This window comes from Bacteroidales bacterium (assembly GCA_012519055.1).
Classification (GTDB): Bacteria; Bacteroidota; Bacteroidia; order Bacteroidales; family Salinivirgaceae; genus JAAYQU01.
In genome coordinates this window covers 64,499-84,511 of sequence record JAAYQU010000037.1, presented here as the reverse complement: position 1 = coordinate 84,511, position 20,013 = coordinate 64,499, and the positions used below count along the sequence as shown (strand labels likewise).

Below are 20,013 nucleotides of genomic sequence, written 5' to 3'. Positions count from 1 at the left end.
TAGAATTGTATTGTCGCTCTCATTTTTGCTTGCTATTTGAGCTAAATTGATACGTGCATTAAAACCCATTTCGTAGTTACGATTGCTTTTAATGATTTTTGAATATTTTTCAAATGCGTTTTTATCATCGCCAAGCTCTTGATATATTTGACCTAAAATAAAATTATATCTATATTTTTCTACTTTTCTTTTAGTAAGTTGAGCACCAATTTCTAAATGTTTAGCAGCAAGTTCGTACTGTTTCTGTTTTAAATGAAAGTCTGCTTTGAGTAAGTTAAAGTCACGTTCAAGTTTTTTTGGAAAGTCGGGATTACTCTCAATATGCTTGATACTTTGCTCTGCTCTACGGAAATTACCCATTTCTGTGTAAGTCCTTGCTAACCACAGCTGTGCATCGTATTTGATTGGCATGTTGGAGTACGTCTGTATTATGAACGAAAACGACTCAATAGCTGCATAAAAATCACGTCGCATAAAATGCGATTTCCCAATCAACAGATATGAGTGCCAAGTCCATTTGTTATACTCAGGTTGGTTATAAAAATCGTTGTTTCTACGTCTTTTAGATTTTTTTGATGGCTTTGCTGTAATAGAGTGTTTTTGAATAACTTTTGAACCTTTTTTATAGGCTGTTTCCATATCACCTGTGGCTTTAGAATACGCTCCTGCTATTGAATAAGGAAAAATCGGCAGAATAAGATTGTAGTTGTCTTTTGAATCTTTTTCAATTTTTTTTATTCCTTCGCGATAAGCAAGGTTGCCATTATAATACGCATTAAAATATGCTGTTACGTTGTGATATGTACGACGACTCCATGTGTTTTTTTGTGTAGAACATGAAGTTGCAACTATTGCAACAATAACTATAAATATGTAAAGTATTTTTTTCAAGGCTGTGATATATCTTTATCTATTTTATTTCAACTATTGTAGTTGGCGGTATCTCTATATTTCTTTTATCAACGGCTTTCACAACGTTTTTTGCTAATTGTCTGAACGCGCTTCCCTCAATAGACTCTTTATTAGCCGAGGGTGTTCCGTTGTCCGAGTCGGTTACAATACTCTCAATAATAGGTATCTGTCCAATAATTGGTATGTTTAGTTTCTCGGACATCTCTTTAACACCATCTTTGCCGAAAATATAATATCTGTTTTCGGGCAGTTCTGCCGGGGTAAACCATGCCATATTTTCAACTATTCCCAATACTGGAACGCATATCGATTCGGCTCTAAACATGTTGATTCCTTTAATTACATCGGCAATTGCTACTTGTTGAGGCGTTGAGACCACGATCACTCCGGTAAGTGCAACTGTCTGAACTAAAGTTAAATGAATGTCGCCTGTATTGGGTGGCGTATCTATAATTAGATAGTCTAACTCTCCCCAGTCTGATTCGAGTAAAATTTGTTTGACTGCATTAGTTGTCATGGGACCGCGCCAAATTAATGGTTGTTCGGGATCAACAAAAAATCCTATGGAGATAAGTTTTAATCCATATTTTTCTAATGGAGTGATAACAGTTTTTCCTCCGACATTTTTGACCTCGGGCCTGTCATATTCCAAATCAAACATTTTTGGCAGGCTTGGTCCGTAAATATCGGCATCTAGAAGTCCCACCTTGTATCCCAACTTAGATAGCGAAATAGCTAAATTGCTCGATACTGTCGATTTGCCCACGCCTCCTTTGGTTGATACAATAGCTATTATGTTTTTAACATTGTCTAATCCAGATAGTTCGGGATCTTTTTGTAATGCTTTGATTTTAATATTTCCACGAACCTCTATATCTTCAAAATCTGCTTCCAACTGTTTTACGCACGATTGTCGGATTTGGTTTATTGTGGGGTCGCTATTTTTCTTGAATATCAAAGTAAAAGATACCTTGTTGCCTGATACCTTAACTTCTTGCACCATTCCAAGGGAAACAATATCAGACTTGCTTTCCGGATGTGTTATTTTTTGTAAGCTTTTGAAAATATCTTTAACTGTCAATGTCATGATATTTAGTATATTATAACGATAATTCTTTCATAGGGTCCCAAAAACGCTCTTTGAAATTCTCTATTTTATCTTTCGAAATCTTAATGCCTTCTGATTCTAATAATTTGATCATACTATTGTCTGCAAAATATCGCTTTCCTGTCAGTACGCCGTTTCTGTTTACAACTCGGTGTGTAGGAAGAGCTTCTGGTAATTTTAATGTGTTGTTTAATGCCCATCCAACAACTCTCGCTCCCTGTTTGCCTCCAATACATGCCGCTATGGCTCCGTATGTTGTAACTCTACCTTTCGGAATCATACGTACTATTTGGTAAACAGTTTCGAAGTAATTCGTGGTGGTCATATTCGGGTTCTGTAATTTTTGTCGATTTGTCTAAAATAAATTTTATATATGTAATTGGAAATCCTTGATTCATAAATATCTGCTCGTAAGTTGTTTTTATGGCTAAATCGTGCTTAATGTTTTTGTCAGAATAAATATCTTCATTTGATTCGACAATTTTAATTTTGTTATGTTCGAGAACTATTTTTGTGTATCTATGTAAAAACAGATTATCGGTTTTAAGGTGTACAACGCTGCCAGACTTCAAAAATTGTTGGTATCGACTTAAAAATGCCGAATGGGTTAATCTGTTTTTGGCACGTCTTGGTTTGATTTGTGGATCGGGAAATGTAATCCATATTTCATCAACTTCGTCGGGAGCAAAATATCTTGTTATAAACTCTATGCGAGTGCGCAGAAAGGCAACGTTTTTAAGGTTTTCTTCGGCTGATGTTTTGGCTCCTCTCCATAATCGTGCACCCTTGATATCTACTCCGATATAGTTAATGTTGGGATTTTTGCGCGCCAGTTCAACTGTATATTCGCCTTTTCCACAACCCAATTCAACAACAATAGGATTACTGTTTTTGAACATCTGTTTGCGCCAATTTCCTTTTATAGGATTGTCTTGAAAGCGAGCCTCTATAATATCAGGCTGCACAACATGTTCGTATGTTGCGTTTTCGGCAAAACGTTGTAATTTGTTCTTCCCCACAGTGTTAATCTCTCTTTTCTATTCTTACTCCTATGTCAGTTATTGCTTTTAATTCTTCGTCACGCATGGCGTGGTTCATCTTAATGCAATAGTTGCCTTTTTCAGGAAACCTAATATTTGCCTTATATGGAATAGTGCTAGACCAAATGCTTCCCCAGCCTTTTCCATACCACTTGCCTTTTTTGTCGGCAAGGATACAATTTAGAGTGTCGATAATCGTGTGATTGTTAGGCATTTCAAAATCAACATAAATTAACAGGTTTTGATATCTGTAATTTCCTGTGTTTCTGATATTAATCAAAATATTATGCGCGTTTAAAGTATCTTCGATAGTAAAATTATACGAATAAACGCTGTCTTTATGCCAGTTTTCGCCACTTATGGGTATGTTTACTTCATAAACCCTTGTTTTATCGCATGAAACTGTTAGCAATAAAATAGTAGTTGTGATCAACAAAGCTGATAATATGTGCTTCATCTTGATAATTAATTAATCGTTTTCTTGTTTTTGATCATCCTCTTTTCTAAAGTCTTTATTGGAACCTGGTTTTCTTAGATTTTGTTGTCTCCGATTTTTGTTTCGTCTCTTACTTCTACTTTTCGGTTTTTGTTTACTAAATCTATCTATACTATCTTGACCTACAACATTTTGGTAATCCGTTTTTTCTTCCTGTTTCTGTGTAGGAGTCTGTAACTCATTTTTGTCTATTAGTTTGTCCGGGATAATTCCCTTTTGGTTAAGTTCAATAATTTTTTTTACTCTTTCTACACTAAGTGGTACTACTTGATTACGCTCGTCATTATCTATGCTATACCACGTTATTGCTTTAAAAACATCGGTTTTTTGGTGTGTGGCGTCTCCCTCTTTTGTCTTTAAAATTGTTTCATGGTTGGGGAAATCACGCCTCGCATCTAAATAACTGTCAAGCTCGTAGTTTAGGCAACATTTTAGTTTTGAGCATTGCCCAGCAAGTTTTTGTGGGTTTAGCGATAATTCTTGAGCACGAGCGGCATTTGTTGCGACTGAAACAAAGTTTCCAATCCATGTACTACAGCAAAGCTCTCTGCCACAAGCACCAATGCCGCCAATACGTCCGGCCTCCTGTCTTGCTCCGATTTGACGCATCTCTACCCTAATTTTATATCTCTCGGCTAAAACAACAATTAGTTGTCTAAAGTCAACACGTTCATCAGCAATATAATAAAAAATAGCTTTGGTTTTGTCGCCTTGATATTCAACATCGCCAATTTTCATATTCAAACCCATATCGCGAGCTAATTTGCGCGACTCTAACATTGTTGAATGTTCTAACGCCATAACCTCTTTCCACTTTTCGATATCGGAAGGCTTAGCTTTACGATATACTTTCTTGAACTCTGAATCTAATGAAAGGTTATATTTACGTAGTTGCTCTGGAATTACTTCCGAAGTAAGAGAAACTGTACCAATATCATGACCAGGAGAGCCCTCTACAGCTACAATATCTCCTATTTTGAGATTCAAATTGTTAACATTGTGAAAAAACTCTTTTCGCGTGTTTTTAAATGCAACCTCAACAACATCCTTTTTTAGTGGAATAGTAGGCTTGTTGTATAACCAGCTGTGTACATTTAGTTTACCGAAATTTGCTGTAAACTTTGGTCTGTTAGGGTTTTCTTCTGTTTGTTGAATATCATTTTTCTTATATATATTTTGTTCCATACACGGGAAATCTTAATTGTTTAACCCACAAAGTTAACTAATTTTGAGTTAAAAGTTGAAAGTAATTAACAATTAGCAATGAACAATTAACAATTAGTAGTTGTATATTAGCAGTTAACTATCTGATTATTAACTGAAAGCTGTGTTTTTTTTAAGTCTTGGATAAGTTTGTGATACACTATTTATGGGCTTTAATCTAAACAAGAAATCAATTGGTAATTTGCAGTCGATGGGCAATGATTTGAGTATTAACGCTTTGTAAAGACAATGCATGCTCGGTCACTACTTTGGGCAAATAAGAACCGAAAAAGACTTATATTTGTAGCACCGATAAAATTTTCCAGAATGGAGTTGGAGAGCACCAAGGCAATTATTTTACAGGTTGTAGATTATAGTGATTCTCAGGCAATAGTCCACGCTTACACTTCTGAATACGGACGTTTGAGCTTTATTACATCAAAGAAATCAAAATCGTTAAAAAACAATGTTCTGTTTCAACCTCTTTTTTTGGTAGAAATCAGTTTTTATGGTAGCCGTTATTCTGATATGCGACGGATTAAGGCGGTTCAGCTTTGGAAGCCCTTTATAGATATTCCGTTTAATCATGGGAAGACATTTATATGTTTATTTATTTCCGAGTTGCTTTCTAAAACATTGCGCGAGCAAGTTGCCAATAAAGTGTTGTTTGATTTTATCGTAAGCTCAATAGAGTTGTTTGATCAATCACGTGATACGTGGAGTTGTTTTCACTTGAGTTTTATGGTGCATTTTTCAAAATATTTGGGAATTTACCCAACGTTTGGATTTAGCGTTTCTCAGAGTTATGACAACGAAGATATCGGAGTTTTACTTGACAGACTAAAAGATACTTCAATAACGGATTTTTCAAATATAAAGCTTACGAGGGCTCAAAGGCAGGTTGTATTGAATCGGCTGCTTTCATATTACCAAATGCATTTACCTATAGGAGATTTGTTTTCACATCGCGTGCTGCAGCAGTTTTAGTGAAGGTAAAAGGTAAAAGGTGAAAGGAGCAAGGTAAAAGGAGTAAGGTAAAAGTAGTTTGAGGTTAGTTGTTTGGAAATTATGGCATTATTGAGACGCCACAATGTGACGTCTCTACATAAAACACTTTTGAGTTCTTTTCGGGCTTTTGAAAAAAATGAATATATTTGCACTCCTTTCTTTTATTGAGGCCCCGTAGTTCAATGGATAGAATAGAAGTTTCCTAAACTTTAGATACAGGTTCGATTCCTGTCGGGGCTACTATATTAAAATCAAAAATCTGAAATTTAAGTTAGTACAAGATACTTGTACTTCGCTTCTAGCATTTAACGTAAATGTTTAGTTATCTTGGATATTAGTTCTGTTGATTTAGTTGGTTTGGAGATAAAATCTACGCAGCCTGCCTTTTTAGCATTATCAACGTTTTCTGCAAAGGCGTAAGCACTTTGGGCTATAACCGGAATATTTTGATTTATTTTTAATATCTCTTTTGTGGCTGTTAATCCGTCAATTACGGGCATTTTTATGTCCATCAATATTAAGTCGATCTGTTTTTCAGATTTTACTTTGTCAATAGCTTCTTGACCTGTTTTTGCTATAATGATATTTACTTTTGTTTTACGTAGTACTTCTGCAATATATATGTTGTTAGAGATATCATCTTCGGCAAGAAGAATGGTTTTGTTTGACCAGTCAAGATCTTCATAATATTTTAAATTAGTGTCAGTCAATTGTGTTGTAGTAGTAGGTTTGTATGGTATTGTGAAGTAAAATGTTGTTCCTTTCCCTAGTTCTGTATCAAGCCATATTTTGCCACCAAGCAGTTGTACGTACGCGCTGCTAATTGGTAGACCTAGTCCAGATCCGGTACGGCTGTCTTGGGGCAGGTTATCTAATTGATAAAAGCGTTCAAATATTTTGTCAACATATTCAGCGGGTATTCCTTTGCCTGTGTCTTTTACGAAAAATAATAGTTCTCTGTTTTTTAAATAGTATCCATATTCTACTTTTCCGTCATCTGAAAACTTTATTGCATTAGAAATCAAGTTAATAATGATTTGTTTGAGTTTTAATGCGTCAGTAATAATTCCGCTTTGAGAGTTGCTAAAAGTTGTGATATTTGTTAATTTTATGTTTTTCTCTTGGGCTATTGGCTGCCACATGTCATTTATCTCATCAATTAGCGAATTAAGATTGACTTCGCTTAAATTGCAATCTACTTGTCCAGCTTCAATTTTTGAAATATCAATAATATCATTAATCAAGTCGAGTAGATGGTAAGCATTTGAGTTTATAATTTCGATGAAGTGTCTCTTTTTTTCTTCAGAAATATTAGGTTCTTTGAGTAGTTCTGCAAAACCTACTATGCCGTTCATTGGTGTTCTTATTTCGTGACTCATGTTAGCAAGAAACATTGATTTTAGTCTATCACTTTCCTCTGCTTTTTCTTTGAGTTCTACTAATTTGAGTCTGGCTTTGTATATTTCGGTTATATCTTCAATGCTGACGTATACGCTTTGGACAGTATCATTAACAAGTATTGGATTTAAGTAATATCGCAGGTAGCTTTCTTTGCTCCAAACACTGCGATATTTTGTTTCATCTTTTATTAATTTTTTTTCTTCAACGCATTTTATAAAATTAGCTGTAAATCTTGAGTCAATAAGGAATTTGGCTGTCAGTACGTTTATTCTTTTTGTATGTTCTTTTGTCGGAGATCCTAAAATATTTACTGTGGCTTCATTTAACTCTGTAATAATGCCGCTGGGCAATACGTTAAGAATACCAATCGGGGAGTGTTCAATTAGGTTTCTTATCTTCTTTTCGTTTTGTTCAGCTTCAGATTTTGCCTCAATGATACAATTGCCATACTTTTCTTTTATTCGCACGTTAACAAGTAGGTTGGCAAATAGCTTTAAGGCAGAGATTTCTTCTTCATTCCATTGTCTCTGTTTTTTGATGGAATCAAATCCCAAATAACCAAAGCAGGTGTTTTCAAAACAGAGAGGAATTGTAATTAATGATTTAACCGATTCTTTTATCAACAGTTTCTTTAATGTAGAATCGTTGTTTAACAATGACACGTCATTTATATAGCTTATTTTGCCCTGTTTGTGATGTAGTGTTAACTCAGGTGTTAAAGCATTTTGTATATCTGTAAAGTTCTTTTTTTTACTTGAAATGCCTTTGGCACACCATTCGAAAGTAACGGTTTGTATATCTTTAACAAAATCATATAAAAAAATATAGGCTCTGTCAACACTCGAAAATTCGCCTATTTCTTGCAGAGAAAGTTGAATTTCATCTTTTAACAATCCAGTTTTTTGACTAATAAACCGAATGCATATCGTTGTGATTAGTTTTTGCATATTCAGAATGGTGTCTAATATCTTTTTATTTCTTTGATTAATAGTGTAATATAAGTAGCTGAATAGTATGATTTTACATCATTTTATATTAAAAATGAATACTAATCAAGTTAATAAAGATATGCAATTAGTGCCAGTTTTAAAAGAAAATATTGAAAAAAATGATTCGTAAATTGAGCTTGAAACTCGTTATATGTAGTATTAACTAGGGGTACTGAAAACTTCAGTTTCAAGTATTATTTTGTGAGGCCTGACAATTAATAGTTTTAATTTCTTTTTAATACCGAGCCAATACCTCTTCTAATTTTTCGCGCTGCTTTAATACCTTTGTGTAATGGCTCTGATGAAATCCCTTTATAGTGCTCCAAAGTCCTATAAATATTGATATGTTGCGGATATATTATAACTCTGTTGTTATTCGCAAAATATTTTTCTAATCTTGAGGGCATTCTATCCAAAACGCCTATGTGTGAAGGCGCTCCCCTGCGTGCTGATACCAATATAATCAAATCGTCTTTATCTATTTTACGTGAAATAACAAGAAAATCTTCCCAGTCGGAAAAAAGACTCATGTTTGTTTTAACTGATAGTTTAGCCTTTTTTATTATTTTATCGATAGCCTTTTCTGTTGATTCGTTACATATAAGTTTAACCGGTATGCTAAGCTCTTTGGCGAGCAGTAGAGTTTTGGTTATCCATATATTAAATCCGTTTTCATGTTCGGAAAATGGCGGAGCAGCAACCACCATTCTTTTGTGTGAAACCAACGGTTTTTCGAAATGACAGATAAACAGTGTTTTATCGGTATTGCTTATTATTGAGTCAATCTTTTCGCCAAGCAATCTCTCAAAAAAATTAGTTCTGTCGGGCCAATCCAGTACAATTATGTCTGCCAATATCTCTCTTGCTATCCGGCTCATTCCGCTTATTGGATTATAGTCTATAGTTGTAATTATGTCAACCTTTGTCTCAGAAGCAGCAGCCTGTTTTACAAACTCTTCAAGTTTTTCGCGTGTTTTCATAATTTTTATTCCTGCCTCTGTATCGTTACTTACAACAGAAAGAATTGATATTGGATTTTCTGATTTTTTGTTTTTTATCAAAATAGCAAATTCGAGCAGTGTGCCTATATTATCGAATTTTTCAACGGGTAGTAAAATATGTTCTTTATGTATGCCGATGGATTTTTCTATATCGGTGTCACTATTTTCTGTCTCTAAAACAATTTTTTTAGCGGCTTTTTCGGTAACAAAAGTCGCAACTACACAAGTTATAAGTATTAGAATAATTGTACCGTTAAGAATATTGTCGTCTATAATACCAGCCTCGTATCCAACCAAGATAACGGCAAGCGTTGCTGCAGCATGTGAGCTACTGAGTCCAAAAATTAGTTGTCGTTGTGCTTTTGAATATTTAAAAGCTAGTTGTGTTATTAGTGCAGCCAGCCATTTGCCAAATATTGCAACTACAGAGAGCGTTCCTGCAATTACTAGTGCCATCGGTCCGTTCAGGATAACGCTCACATCGACTATCATTCCTACGCTTATCAGAAAAAAGGGAATAAAAAGGGAGTTGCCAACATACTCAATTCTATTCATCAATGACGAAGAGCTTGGGATAAGTTTATTTAACGCTAGTCCTGCGGCAAATGCGCCGATAATAGGCTCTAATCCGGCAACTTCGGCAAGGAATGCGGCAAAGAACACAACTGCCAGTACAAAAATATAGTGCGAATGTTTTTCACTCTCCAATTTTCTAAAAAACCATTTTGCTAATCTTGGAATTATGAAAAACATTATTGCTGTGAAAATAGCAAGCGAAATGCCTAGTCTGAGCCAAAACTTGCTGTCTATAGTTCCTTGAGCACCGCCAACAATAACTGCAAGGGATATTAAAACAGCTGTGTCTGTAAGTATAGTACCACCTACTGTAACAGCTACAGCTTGGTTTTTTGATATTCCTAACTTGCTAACAATTGGATATGCAACCAGCGTATGGGTAGCAAACATGCTTGCCGTTAATAAACTAGCATTAAAATCGTATCCTAATAAATGGTAGCAGACAGGGAAGCCTACTCCCAACGGTATTGTAAAAGTAAAAAAACCGAAAAGAATGCTTTTATTACGATTTGCCTTAAATTCTGCAATATCTAACTCTAACCCGGCAATAAACATTATATAAAGAAGCCCAATTGTAGAAAAGAGGTCTATTGCCGAATTGTTCTCCAATATGTTTAAGCCATAAGGACCTATTATCACTCCAGAAATAATTAATCCAATAATTCCAGGAATATTAAATCGGCGTAGGATAATGGGCGATAGCAGTATTATAAAAAGTATAAGCGAAAATACCAAAATAGGATCTTGCAGCGGCAGAGTAAACTCGTTCGATAACTTTTGCCAAAAATCTGTCATTGGTATTAGCGATTACAATTTTTCCTTATTAGCACATGACAAATGTACTAATTTGTTTTTAAATCGTAGTTATTAATACTCTATTCCGTTGTTTCAGAAACGTTTAACTCCTTTTTTGGAGAAAGAAACGACAATACAATTGATAATACTAATATACTTCCGACTATTGTTAAAGATACCGTTGATTTCATTTCGTACCACGGAGATATTATCATTTTAGTGCCAATAAAAGCTAAGATAATTGATAGTCCGTAGGGTAGTTTGCTAAATCTATCCTGTAGATTTTCTAACAGAAAATATAGCGAACGGAGACCAAGAATCGCAAAAATATTCGATGTGTAAAGTATAAACGGGTCTTTAGATATTGCGAAAACAGCTGGTATTGAGTCAACTGCAAACAGTATATCGGAAAACTCGATAATTACTACAACCACCAATAGAGGCGTGGCATATTTGACACCGTTTTTAACAGTAAAAAACTTTTCACCATCGTAATCATCACTCACTTTGTAAAGTCTTTTTACCAATTTAGCTCCTGGTGAATTATCAAAATCGCTATCAGTATGTTTCCCTTTAATAGTTTCAATTAAGGCTTTTATCCCTGCAACTATAAGGAAAATCCCGAAGAGTGTCATTAAAACATTTATTCTGAAAAACTCTTTGTTCTCCCAGTTGACTGATAGATCGTGATTTGTTGGGTCTAAACAAAATTTCCAGCTACCGATAGAAAATTCGGGAAGATATGAAAGGTTAATTAACCAAACGCCTGTAAAAATAAAAATTGCTCTGAAAACAACGGCTCCAATAATCCCCCAGAACAGAACCTTATGGTGCAACTTTTTGGGAACCTTGAAAAAAGAGAAAATCAGAATAAAAACAAACAGGTTATCAACCGAGAGGGCTTTTTCAATCCAGTACGCAGCCTGAAACTGTGTAAACTTCTCGACAGCTATTTCGTGTCCATCGTTGTTATATACCAAATATACAACGCCTGAGAAGAGCATTGCCATTGATATCCAGATAATTGTCCATATTGCCGCCTCTTTAGTTGAGATAACGTGGCTTGTTTTGTTGGCAACGCCAAGGTCTATTGCAAGCATTGCGATTATTGCAATTGCAAATCCTATAATCAAGCCGGGGTGCAGCTGTAGCATGCTTTCTTCCATAATTAGCTGTTTTAGTGTTGTTATATTTTCTCAATCATTTGTTTGATTGAGAGTGATTTAGTTATTTTTTTGAATAATATTCTGGAAACTTTTCAAGCATTGAATAGTCTTTACACATAATGTCTAACAGCTCGTCTGAATATTGTAAAGTTTCAGTATGCTCAGTATTAAAAGTAGTTCCTTTTGCTTCTAATGACATATTTGCCCAATATAAAGAGTCTTTTTCACTCCAAGACAGTCTGTTTTGATTAAATTCAAAAAAACTAGTGTCACTAAGATTAAAAATCACCTCTTTTTCTACAGCCACATTTTCTACATCAATGTAATAAGGACCAATTGGTGGCAAATTTGTTTTGCTGTTTTTAACAAATATTAAACTAATACTGTCATTTCCAAAAGATATCTTTGAATCTTTTGAAACATTGGTATTTACAAAATATATTAAATCTCTATTTGTCTTGTTAATCAGAACTTTAACAAGTCGAAATGACGTATTTACCTCTTTTTCGCAGCTACTAAAAAGAGTGATAAAAACCATAAGTATTAACAATATTTTACGCATAATTAATGTGGAGTAATGTTTTAAGTATAATTTTATATGATTGGGTAATATGTTTTTCTCATAATCAATTGTTTAGGAGTTTAATACTCTCCCAACCATTTGTTTTGATTGAGAGAGTACTATAGTTATTTTTTTGAATAATATTCTGGAAACTTTTCAAGCATTGAATAGTCTTTACACATAATGTCTAACAGATTGTTTTGTATCGTTATATTAATATGTTCAATTACGTTCCAAGCAGTGCCTGAAATTTTAGAATCTGTTCCATTCAGGAACATTGAGTCTATAGGTTCATATTGTTGTTGATGTGGTTCAAAACAATAGCGAGATGTGTCAAAAATGTTATATATACAGCTAATTTTCAAATTTATATCCACCATTGCGTGTATAGGATCACCATTGCCTCCGTAGATAGTCCAACCTCCATCATCTTTTAATTTTTCTTTTTTAATAAATTCTATTTCTCCAACACTATTGTTCTTTATTTCTACTTCTTTATAGCCAACGTCGGTGGTTGCAGAAAAAATAATCAACTTTTGAGATTCATTAATAACTGTATATTTCAATATTACAGAAGCCTCTCTCTTTTTCGTGCAACCTGAAACAATTCCGCAGCATAAAACAGTGATAATTAAGTATTTATTCATAAAACAATATTATAAAAACTCTCTCAACCATATGTTTGATAGAGAGAGTTTTTTGGTTATTTCTTTGAATAATATTCTGGAAACTTTTCAAGCATTGAATAGTCTTTCGACATTACGGTATCAATATATGAATCGTATTTTATGATATGTTCTTTCACCCTATGTGTTCCATTTATTGTTTTAGAAAACATAATATGATTTAAAAAAACTGAATCAAGGGAAGAACATATAGATTCTCCGCCTATCTTTAAAACATAACTTAAAGTGTCAGTTATATTATACAATTCGTACAATGTTATTAAGTGAATAGGTATGTAATGTGGTGTACTTCCAGCTATGTGAGATTCAACATATATTTCCTCAGTATGGCTGTATGATACAGTATCTATACCTTTTGCAAAAAGTGTGTCTGAACCGAATGTGCTTTCAAAATAGAAACAAATATTATTAGGTGTTTCATTTCTTAACGTGAGGACTTCTGTAAAATAATGATACTTTCCTTTTATGCAGCCCGAAACAATTCCGCAACATAGAGCAATGATAATTAAATGCTTATTCATAAGGTTGTATAATGTTTTGAATTTGATTTGATAGATTAGGGTAGTACCCTTTTAAAATATTTTTAAAACCACTTACTGAGTATGTGCATAGGGCTTTCTCAATATTGCTATATGAACATCCTATGTTTTCGAGAGATTCAAACACTTTCATATAACAATGTGGAAATCCTAAATTAAAGTCAGTATAGTAAGACGGATACCATGGTGTTTCATGCCAATACTGTTCAGTAATGGCATTCCATCCTAATTTATCTTTAGCTAATTTCCACTCTCTATAATTAGCCCACCCTTCAGATAAAGCAATTATTTGCCAACGCTCATCACCTTTATTGCCATAAGAATTTTCATCAGGACTGTTTAAAGCATTGCTTGCTTGTTGATAAACATTAGCACTCCAATAATCAGAAGCCCATAAATAACCTTTTTCGCTTTTCATTCTTTGAAGTTGGCTGGCATGCGTTAACTCGTGCCAAACGATTGATATAATTTTATTGTACTTAATTATATCTTTTGTGTAACGTAAAATTAAATCTGGTAGAGCCCAACCATAAGTAACAAAACTAGCGTAACCAACTATTGTACCAACAACGCCCCAAAAATTTGGGTATGCGTAAACCAAACTCCAGTTTACATGGTTTTTTAGCAGTGGTGCAGAAGATGTAAGTTTATTTGACTGTTTGTCTGCTATATCCAAATGTGCAGGAGGTAAAGCAATCCCATCTACTACAGCATAACCTATATAATCGTAAATAGCATTGCTTAAAACTGCGCGTCCCCAGTAGTCGCTGTTTGTACAGAATGTCATGGAGTGTCCGTCAGGACTATGGAATCCCAAGCCATAAGAGTCACGCCATAGACATGCTGCTCCGGCAATTGATTTGTTAAATGTCCAACTGTTATTGTCTCTTTTGCATTCATAAATAAGTTTATAGTTAATGCTATTACCAACTAAAATTTTATTGAAGCGTGCTGTACAATAATAGTAGCCACTCGAGTTTGTGATTGCATCTGCGTAAGAAAACCATCTCCACATACGAACTTTTACACCCTTGAAACCAACATCGCCGGATGGGGTTTCCACCTTAATATAACCGTCAGGATTATAGTAGGTATCGCAAACTGTCCAACACACTTTCCACCAGCTTTTCCCGATGCATTTTTTTGTGCAATTGGTGGTAGTTGCTCTTGGGGTCGGCTCTGTGTCCTGTGATAATTCATCTTCATTTCCGGTTAAGGTAAAAGAGATAGCATACAGGGCGTTACAAATATTTTGGTCTATAACAGATCCGCCACTTGAACCTCTCGGAATTTCAGTAGTACCTTCGATAATTTCTTCTGTATAGTCAGGACTATTTTCAATAATAAATAATTCTGAAAGTAGTTCATAATTAATTCCTGCTGGTGGTCTATACCCTGGCTTTACTGTAGTATAATACCATGTATACGGTGTTGTCGAACTTGGATCGTGATAGTAATCGCCCAATTGCTTTATTTCATAGTCAAGTGGAATATCAAACAAAACAAGGTTTGTATCTGCAATCAATTTGTTATACTGAGTACTGTCAGCTGGCAAAAAACGGACATATAAGTCTGTTGGTATGATTCTTACTTGTCTTGCTAATTCTGGATTTATTCCAATGGAATCAGAAGTTTTTGCGTAAGCAATTAGTGTGTCTAATGCAATTCTCATATTTTCAACCGAGAAAGGATTTTCCTTTTGTCTGCCCAAAATGGTAGGTTGGGCCGTTCTCGTCTCCCGACTAAAAGAAGCGGACGATTTAAGATGTTGCACATTGTCACTGTTTGTAGTTTTAAATTCTTCTTTTTTACAAGAATAAAAAGTGAAAAGTCCCGAAAAGATCAGGCAATGCAAAAATAATTTTAAGTACTTCATTTTTTAATAGTCTTTAGAATTAAACAATGTATTTAGTTAATATTTTTAATAATATAAAAGCGATACACTAACCATCAGAAAGTACTGTGCATCTACTGTTTTTTGTGAATCAAGATAAACAACTCTTTAAGTTGCTCCTCGCTTATTTCTGAGGGTGCGTCCATCATTACGTCACGACCAGAGTTGTTTTTGGGGAAAGCAATAACATCGCGTATCGAGTCTAATCCTGCAAAGAGACTTACTAAACGGTCAAATCCAAAGGCAATCCCTGCGTGTGGAGGTGCACCATATTTAAAGGCATTCATTAAGAAACCAAATTGATTTTCAGCCTGTTCGGGTGTAAAACCTAATACGGAAAACATTTTTGCCTGCAAGCTACTGTCAAAAATCCGAACAGAACCGCCACCAATCTCGACACCGTTTATTACTAAGTCGTATGCGTTTGCGCGAACTTTGCCCGGATCCTGTTCCAAAAGTGGAATATCTTCGGGCTTTGGAGATGTAAATGGGTGATGCATAGCATGATACCTGTTTGTCTCATCGTCCCACTCTAACAGTGGAAAATCGACAACCCAAAGCGGTTTAAAGTTGTGTTTGTCCATCAATCCCAAACGGTTGCCCATTTCGAGACGTAAAGCGCCCATCTGTATCGGCGTTTTACTGCGTTCTCCCGACAAAATCAAGAGCAGGTCGCCCGGTTTTGCGTTGCAAGCCTCAGCCCACGATTTTAAATCCGATTCGGTGTAGAACTTGTCAACCGATGATTTTAAAGTGCCGTCTGAATTGTACTTCACGTAAACCATGCCCTTTGCTCCAATTTGTTGACGTTTAACAAATTCGGTAAGCTCGTCGAGTTGCTTTCTTGTGTAGTCGGCGCAGTTTTCAACGCATATTGCTATTACCGACTCTGCCGAATTGAATACAACAAACTCTTTGCCCTGCGCCAATTCTGTTATATCGTTCAGTGTCATTCCAAAACGGATATCTGGCTTGTCGCTTCCATATTTTTCAATAGCCTCGCTGTAGGGCATACGGGGAAATTCCTCTGTATCAACGTTCAATATTTCGCGGAACAAGTGTCGTGTCATGCCCTCGAAAGTTTCCAACACATCATGTTGCTCTACGAAAGCCATTTCGCAGTCAATCTGTGTAAATTCGGGTTGACGGTCGGCTCGTAAGTCTTCATCGCGGAAGCACTTAACTATCTGAAAATAACGGTCATAGCCAGCAATCATCAGCAGCTGTTTTAGCTGTTGTGGCGATTGTGGCAATGCGTAAAACTGTGTAGGGTTCATTCTCGACGGTACAACAAAGTCGCGCGCCCCTTCTGGAGTTGATTTTATCAGAACAGGTGTCTCTATCTCAATAAAACCAATGTCACTTAGATAGTTACGAACCACCTGCGCCATTTTATGACGTAACAAAATGTTGCGTTGCAGTGGCGCACGTCTTAAATCGAGATAACGATATTTCATTCGCAACTCGTCTCCGCCATCGCTCTCCTCCTCAATGGTAAACGGCGGTGTAGCCGAGCTGTTTAAAACCACTATTTTCTTGCAAATCACCTCGATATCGCCGGTTGCTATTTTCGGGTTTTTAGAGGAGCGTTCCGAAACCGTTCCATGTATCTGTACTACAAATTCGCGCCCAAGAACGTCTAACTGCTTTTTTACGTCATCAGACGAGTTTTGGTCAACTATGATTTGCGTAATGCCGTATCTGTCACGAAGATCAATAAAGGTCATGGAACCAAGATTCCTAATTCGCTGTATCCAGCCGGCAAGGATAACGTTGTTGTTTATATTGTCTATTCTAAGTTCTCCGCAAGTATGTGTTCTGTACATCTCGTTTTAAGTTTAGTCGTTTTGTTTTTTTGAACGTGCAAAATTATCTTTTATAATGGAATATACAATCAAGAAGCGTGTTAAATTGCTCACAATCCTGAACAAACTAACACGCTAAATGTACTATTTTTCTAATAGTTTTATTTTCAGATATCTATTTTCGTATTGCAGCAACACCCGGTAAAACTTTGCCCTCCATATACTCAAGCATGGCACCGCCACCTGTTGACACGTAGCTTATTTTATCAGACAGGTTGAATTTGTTTACAGCTGCAACGCTATCGCCGCCACCCACAAGGCTATACGAGCCTGCCGAGGTTGCTTTGGCAATGCTTTTCGCAATCTCTATCGTTCCTTTGGCGAAATTATCCATTTCAAAAACGCCCATTGGTCCATTCCAGAGAATAGTTTTTGATTTTTGAATTAAATTGCTGAACAGCTCAATAGATTTAGGTCCTATATCCAATCCCATCATATTTGCAGGGATATTGTCAGTTGACGTGATTTTTATAACAGCCTCATTTTTAAACTCATCAGCGTTAAGGCTATCGACAGGCAAAAGTATCTGTACGCCTTTGCTTTTGGCTGTTTCTAAAATGGATTTAGCTGTATCTATATGGTCGTCCTCAACCAATGATTTGCCAACGTTTTTGCCCTGAGCTTTAAGAAATGTGTAAGCCATTCCGCCACCGATTATCAAAGCATCGACTCTCGAAAGCAGGTTTTCCATAATCTCAATTTTGCTACTGACTTTAGCTCCACCAATAATCGCTACCGATGGTTTCTCAGCCGAATGGAGTACTTTGTCCATTGCATTAAGCTCATTTTCCATCAGATAACCGAACATCTTGTCCGATTTGAAAAAGTCTGCAATAACGCTTGTGCTTGCGTGTGCACGGTGTGCCGTGCCGAAAGCGTCGTTAACGTAAACGTCCATTCCCGATGCTAAATCGCGTGCAAATGTCGGATTACCAGCCTCTTCGTCTTTGTAAAAACGTAGGTTTTCTAAAACTAAAATTTCGCCCGGGTTAAGTTTTGTTTTAGCTGTCAACACTTTTTCTCCGATACAGTCGTCAATAAAATTAACTCTGTTTTTAACCAAAGTTTGCAAGTATTCGGCGACAGGTTTTAGCGAATATTTTGCTTCGGGGTTGCCTTTGGGTCGTCCGAGATGAGACATAAGCACCACCGCTCCGCCGTCTGCCAGGATTTTGTTTATTGTTGGCAAAGCAGCTTTTATTCTGGTGCTGTCAGTTATTACGCCGGCAGAATCAATGGGAACATTAAAATCGACTCTGACAATGGCAGTTTTCCCTTTAAAGTTGTAATTATCAATTGCGTACATTATGTTAAGTTTTTTGGTTTATAATAACATTTGTAAATGCCGATGTTACAGATACATAGTTCAAACGAACGATAGTGAAGTTTGGACTATAGTAGCTGTCCAATCGGTATGAGAATCAATTTCCGATATAAAATTAAATAATTTCAGGGAATATAACCCTCTCTTTAAAATTATTAATTTATCAAACCTCAAAGATAGTGTAATTTGAGGAGTTAATGAATTGATTATTGTAAAAAGGTTAAAGGAACAAGGAGAAAGGTAAAAGTCGAGCGTTTGATATTTAAAAACTGTAAGAAAAGATTAACTTTGTTGCATAAAAATAAAACAGATGTTTTTTAAGGAAATAGTTGGTCAGCAGGATATTGTACAAAAGCTTCGAAACTCGTTTACAAACGGACGATTGGGGCATGCAACGCTACTCGCAGGGAAAGAGGGGCATGGATGTTTGCCGATAACTTTGGCGATGTCGCGTTACATTATGTGTCGCGAGCGTTCCGAAGAAGATGCTTGCGGTGAGTGCCCTTCGTGCAAGAAGTTTGACAAACTTGTGCACCCCGACGTTCATTTTATTTTTCCTGTTGTAAATAAAAAAGGCAAAGATCCTGTATCTGACAGTTATTTAGTAGAATGGCGCAAATTTCTGTTAGCAACGCCCTATGCCACAAGCAACGATTGGATACGCGAAATCGCCACCGAGAACAGCAAAGGAACTATTTATAAAGACGAAAGCGATCTGATAAATCGCAAGCTAAGCATGAAAAGCTTCGAGGGTTATCACAAAATAATGATAATCTGGATGGCTGAAAAAATGAACGACGTAACTGCTAACAAGATTTTGAAGATTTTAGAAGAGCCACCACAAAATACATACTTCTTTTTAATCGCAGCACAGCCGGAACAACTGCTGCAAACGATTCTTAGCCGTACGCAAATCGTAAATATCCCTCCGATTGATGTAGCCGAAGTAGCCAACTATTTATCAGCTAACTATCAAATAGACAGCGCAAAAGCCACAGACTTGGCATTTTTCGCTGAGGGCGATTTGGCGCGTTCAATCGAACTGTTCGACAAAGTCGATGAGCTTCAGCAAAATATCGAAAACTTTAATAAGTTTATACAACTAAGTAAGAATGAGCAAACTGTAGAGATTTGGGATTTTATAAATACACAATTGGACAGAGGTATGAATTCTTACATTGAGTTTCTTAGCTATATTACGCACAATATCAGACGTAATATCATAGAAACAGTAGCACCGTCTGATAATAAAATCCTGTCTGACAGTGCAACAAGTGCAGTAAAGCTCGATATAAATTTTCAACAAGCAAGAGCAATTTATAAGTTGTTAAACGATGCAATTTACCATATAGAACGAAATGTTTATCCGCAGTTAGCGCTGTTTGATGTGTCGTTGCAATTAAAGAAAATGTTATAAGTTTTCCATAGTAATGTAAATTTACCGTTTG

Annotated in this window: 17 protein-coding genes and 1 tRNA gene; 3 read left to right on the top strand and 15 right to left on the bottom strand. The window is 35.8% G+C overall.

Annotation, left to right across the window (positions count from 1 at the left end; translation table 11 throughout):
• From GX311_07010 to GX311_06985, 6 genes are all read right to left on the bottom strand, one after another.
• Nucleotides 1-891, bottom strand: an 891-nt coding sequence (locus GX311_07010; protein ID NLK16127.1) for a hypothetical protein, incomplete at its 3' end; no start/stop codon positions are given.
• Between the two features lie 19 nt (nt 892-910).
• A complete protein-coding gene (locus GX311_07005) occupies nt 911-1,999 on the bottom strand; it encodes an Mrp/NBP35 family ATP-binding protein (protein NLK16126.1) in 1,089 nt (362 codons plus the stop codon).
• A 13-nt stretch (nt 2,000-2,012) separates the two neighbouring features.
• A complete protein-coding gene (locus GX311_07000) occupies nt 2,013-2,345 on the bottom strand; it encodes an MGMT family protein (protein NLK16125.1) in 333 nt (110 codons plus the stop codon).
• Nucleotides 2,284-3,039 (bottom strand): tRNA (guanosine(46)-N7)-methyltransferase TrmB, encoded by a 756-nt coding sequence (trmB, locus tag GX311_06995; GenBank protein NLK16124.1) that lies wholly within the window; start codon nt 3,037-3,039, stop codon nt 2,284-2,286. The genes GX311_07000 and trmB overlap by 62 nt, the downstream gene beginning before the upstream one ends.
• Nucleotides 3,040-3,043: 4 nt before the next feature.
• On the bottom strand, nt 3,044-3,517 hold the full coding sequence (locus GX311_06990; GenBank protein ID NLK16123.1) for a gliding motility lipoprotein GldH: 474 nt from the start codon (nt 3,515-3,517) through the stop codon (nt 3,044-3,046).
• Nucleotides 3,518-3,529: 12 nt separating this feature from the next.
• Nucleotides 3,530-4,741 (bottom strand): hypothetical protein, encoded by a 1,212-nt coding sequence (locus tag GX311_06985; GenBank protein NLK16122.1) that lies wholly within the window; start codon nt 4,739-4,741, stop codon nt 3,530-3,532.
• A 345-nt stretch (nt 4,742-5,086) separates the two neighbouring features.
• Here GX311_06985 and recO point away from each other — a divergent pair, with 345 nt between their 5' ends.
• Together recO and GX311_06975 are read left to right on the top strand one after the other, a co-directional pair.
• The gene (gene recO, locus GX311_06980; protein ID NLK16121.1) at nt 5,087-5,746 is read left to right on the top strand and encodes a DNA repair protein RecO; all 660 of its coding nucleotides are present in this window, start codon (nt 5,087-5,089) and stop codon (nt 5,744-5,746) included.
• Nucleotides 5,747-5,935: 189 nt separating this feature from the next.
• Nucleotides 5,936-6,007, top strand: a tRNA-Arg gene (locus GX311_06975).
• A gap of 65 nt (nt 6,008-6,072) precedes the next feature.
• Here GX311_06975 and GX311_06970 read toward each other — a convergent pair.
• The 9 genes from GX311_06970 to GX311_06930 all read right to left on the bottom strand — a co-directional run bounded on the left by GX311_06970 (nt 6,073) and on the right by GX311_06930 (nt 18,547).
• Entirely contained in the window at nt 6,073-8,115 is a 2,043-nt protein-coding gene (locus GX311_06970; protein ID NLK16120.1) for a response regulator, read from the bottom strand.
• A 266-nt stretch (nt 8,116-8,381) separates the two neighbouring features.
• On the bottom strand, nt 8,382-10,529 hold the full coding sequence (locus tag GX311_06965; protein NLK16119.1) for a cation:proton antiporter: 2,148 nt from the start codon (nt 10,527-10,529) through the stop codon (nt 8,382-8,384).
• A gap of 80 nt (nt 10,530-10,609) precedes the next feature.
• Nucleotides 10,610-11,695: a hypothetical protein gene (locus GX311_06960; protein ID NLK16118.1), complete on the bottom strand. Its 1,086-nt coding sequence runs from the start codon at nt 11,693-11,695 to the stop codon at nt 10,610-10,612.
• Nucleotides 11,696-11,756: 61 nt separating this feature from the next.
• On the bottom strand, nt 11,757-12,257 hold the full coding sequence (locus GX311_06955; protein NLK16117.1) for a hypothetical protein: 501 nt from the start codon (nt 12,255-12,257) through the stop codon (nt 11,757-11,759).
• A 125-nt stretch (nt 12,258-12,382) separates the two neighbouring features.
• Complete coding sequence (locus GX311_06950; GenBank protein NLK16116.1) at nt 12,383-12,904, bottom strand: hypothetical protein; 522 nt, start codon at nt 12,902-12,904, stop codon at nt 12,383-12,385.
• 56 nt (nt 12,905-12,960) lie between these two features.
• Nucleotides 12,961-13,464 carry a hypothetical protein gene (locus tag GX311_06945; protein ID NLK16115.1) on the bottom strand — a complete coding sequence of 168 codons (504 nt, stop codon included), beginning with the start codon at nt 13,462-13,464 and terminating at the stop codon, nt 12,961-12,963.
• On the bottom strand, nt 13,457-15,256 hold the full coding sequence (locus GX311_06940; GenBank protein ID NLK16114.1) for a hypothetical protein: 1,800 nt from the start codon (nt 15,254-15,256) through the stop codon (nt 13,457-13,459). The genes GX311_06945 and GX311_06940 overlap by 8 nt, the downstream gene beginning before the upstream one ends.
• A gap of 194 nt (nt 15,257-15,450) precedes the next feature.
• The gene (gene aspS, locus GX311_06935; protein NLK16113.1) at nt 15,451-17,202 is read right to left on the bottom strand and encodes an aspartate--tRNA ligase; all 1,752 of its coding nucleotides are present in this window, start codon (nt 17,200-17,202) and stop codon (nt 15,451-15,453) included.
• Nucleotides 17,203-17,356: 154 nt separating this feature from the next.
• Nucleotides 17,357-18,547, bottom strand: a complete 1,191-nt coding sequence (locus GX311_06930) for a phosphoglycerate kinase (protein NLK16112.1) — start codon at nt 18,545-18,547, stop codon at nt 17,357-17,359.
• A gap of 328 nt (nt 18,548-18,875) precedes the next feature.
• Here GX311_06930 and GX311_06925 point away from each other — a divergent pair, with 328 nt between their 5' ends.
• On the top strand, nt 18,876-19,982 hold the full coding sequence (locus tag GX311_06925) for a DNA polymerase III subunit delta (protein ID NLK16111.1): 1,107 nt from the start codon (nt 18,876-18,878) through the stop codon (nt 19,980-19,982).
• Nucleotides 19,983-20,013: the final 31 nt, after the last annotated feature.

Excerpts from the sequence above, each read along its gene's own strand:
- GX311_06955 (NLK16117.1), bottom strand. The coding sequence starts at position 12,257 with ATGCGTAAAATATTGTTAATACTTATGGTTTTTATCACTCTTTTTAGT.
- GX311_06925 (NLK16111.1), top strand. The coding sequence starts at position 18,876 with ATGTTTTTTAAGGAAATAGTTGGTCAGCAGGATATTGTACAAAAGCTT.
- GX311_06965 (NLK16119.1), bottom strand. The coding sequence starts at position 10,529 with ATGACAGATTTTTGGCAAAAGTTATCGAACGAGTTTACTCTGCCGCTG.
- GX311_06990 (NLK16123.1), bottom strand. The coding sequence starts at position 3,517 with ATGAAGCACATATTATCAGCTTTGTTGATCACAACTACTATTTTATTG.
- GX311_06960 (NLK16118.1), bottom strand. The coding sequence starts at position 11,695 with ATGGAAGAAAGCATGCTACAGCTGCACCCCGGCTTGATTATAGGATTT.
- GX311_06985 (NLK16122.1), bottom strand. The coding sequence starts at position 4,741 with ATGGAACAAAATATATATAAGAAAAATGATATTCAACAAACAGAAGAA.
- GX311_07000 (NLK16125.1), bottom strand. The coding sequence starts at position 2,345 with ATGACCACCACGAATTACTTCGAAACTGTTTACCAAATAGTACGTATG.
- GX311_07005 (NLK16126.1), bottom strand. The coding sequence starts at position 1,999 with ATGACATTGACAGTTAAAGATATTTTCAAAAGCTTACAAAAAATAACA.
- recO (NLK16121.1), top strand. The coding sequence starts at position 5,087 with ATGGAGTTGGAGAGCACCAAGGCAATTATTTTACAGGTTGTAGATTAT.
- GX311_06950 (NLK16116.1), bottom strand. The coding sequence starts at position 12,904 with ATGAATAAATACTTAATTATCACTGTTTTATGCTGCGGAATTGTTTCA.
- GX311_06945 (NLK16115.1), bottom strand. The coding sequence starts at position 13,464 with ATGAATAAGCATTTAATTATCATTGCTCTATGTTGCGGAATTGTTTCG.
- GX311_06930 (NLK16112.1), bottom strand. The coding sequence starts at position 18,547 with ATGTACGCAATTGATAATTACAACTTTAAAGGGAAAACTGCCATTGTC.
- GX311_06970 (NLK16120.1), bottom strand. The coding sequence starts at position 8,115 with ATGCAAAAACTAATCACAACGATATGCATTCGGTTTATTAGTCAAAAA.
- aspS (NLK16113.1), bottom strand. The coding sequence starts at position 17,202 with ATGTACAGAACACATACTTGCGGAGAACTTAGAATAGACAATATAAAC.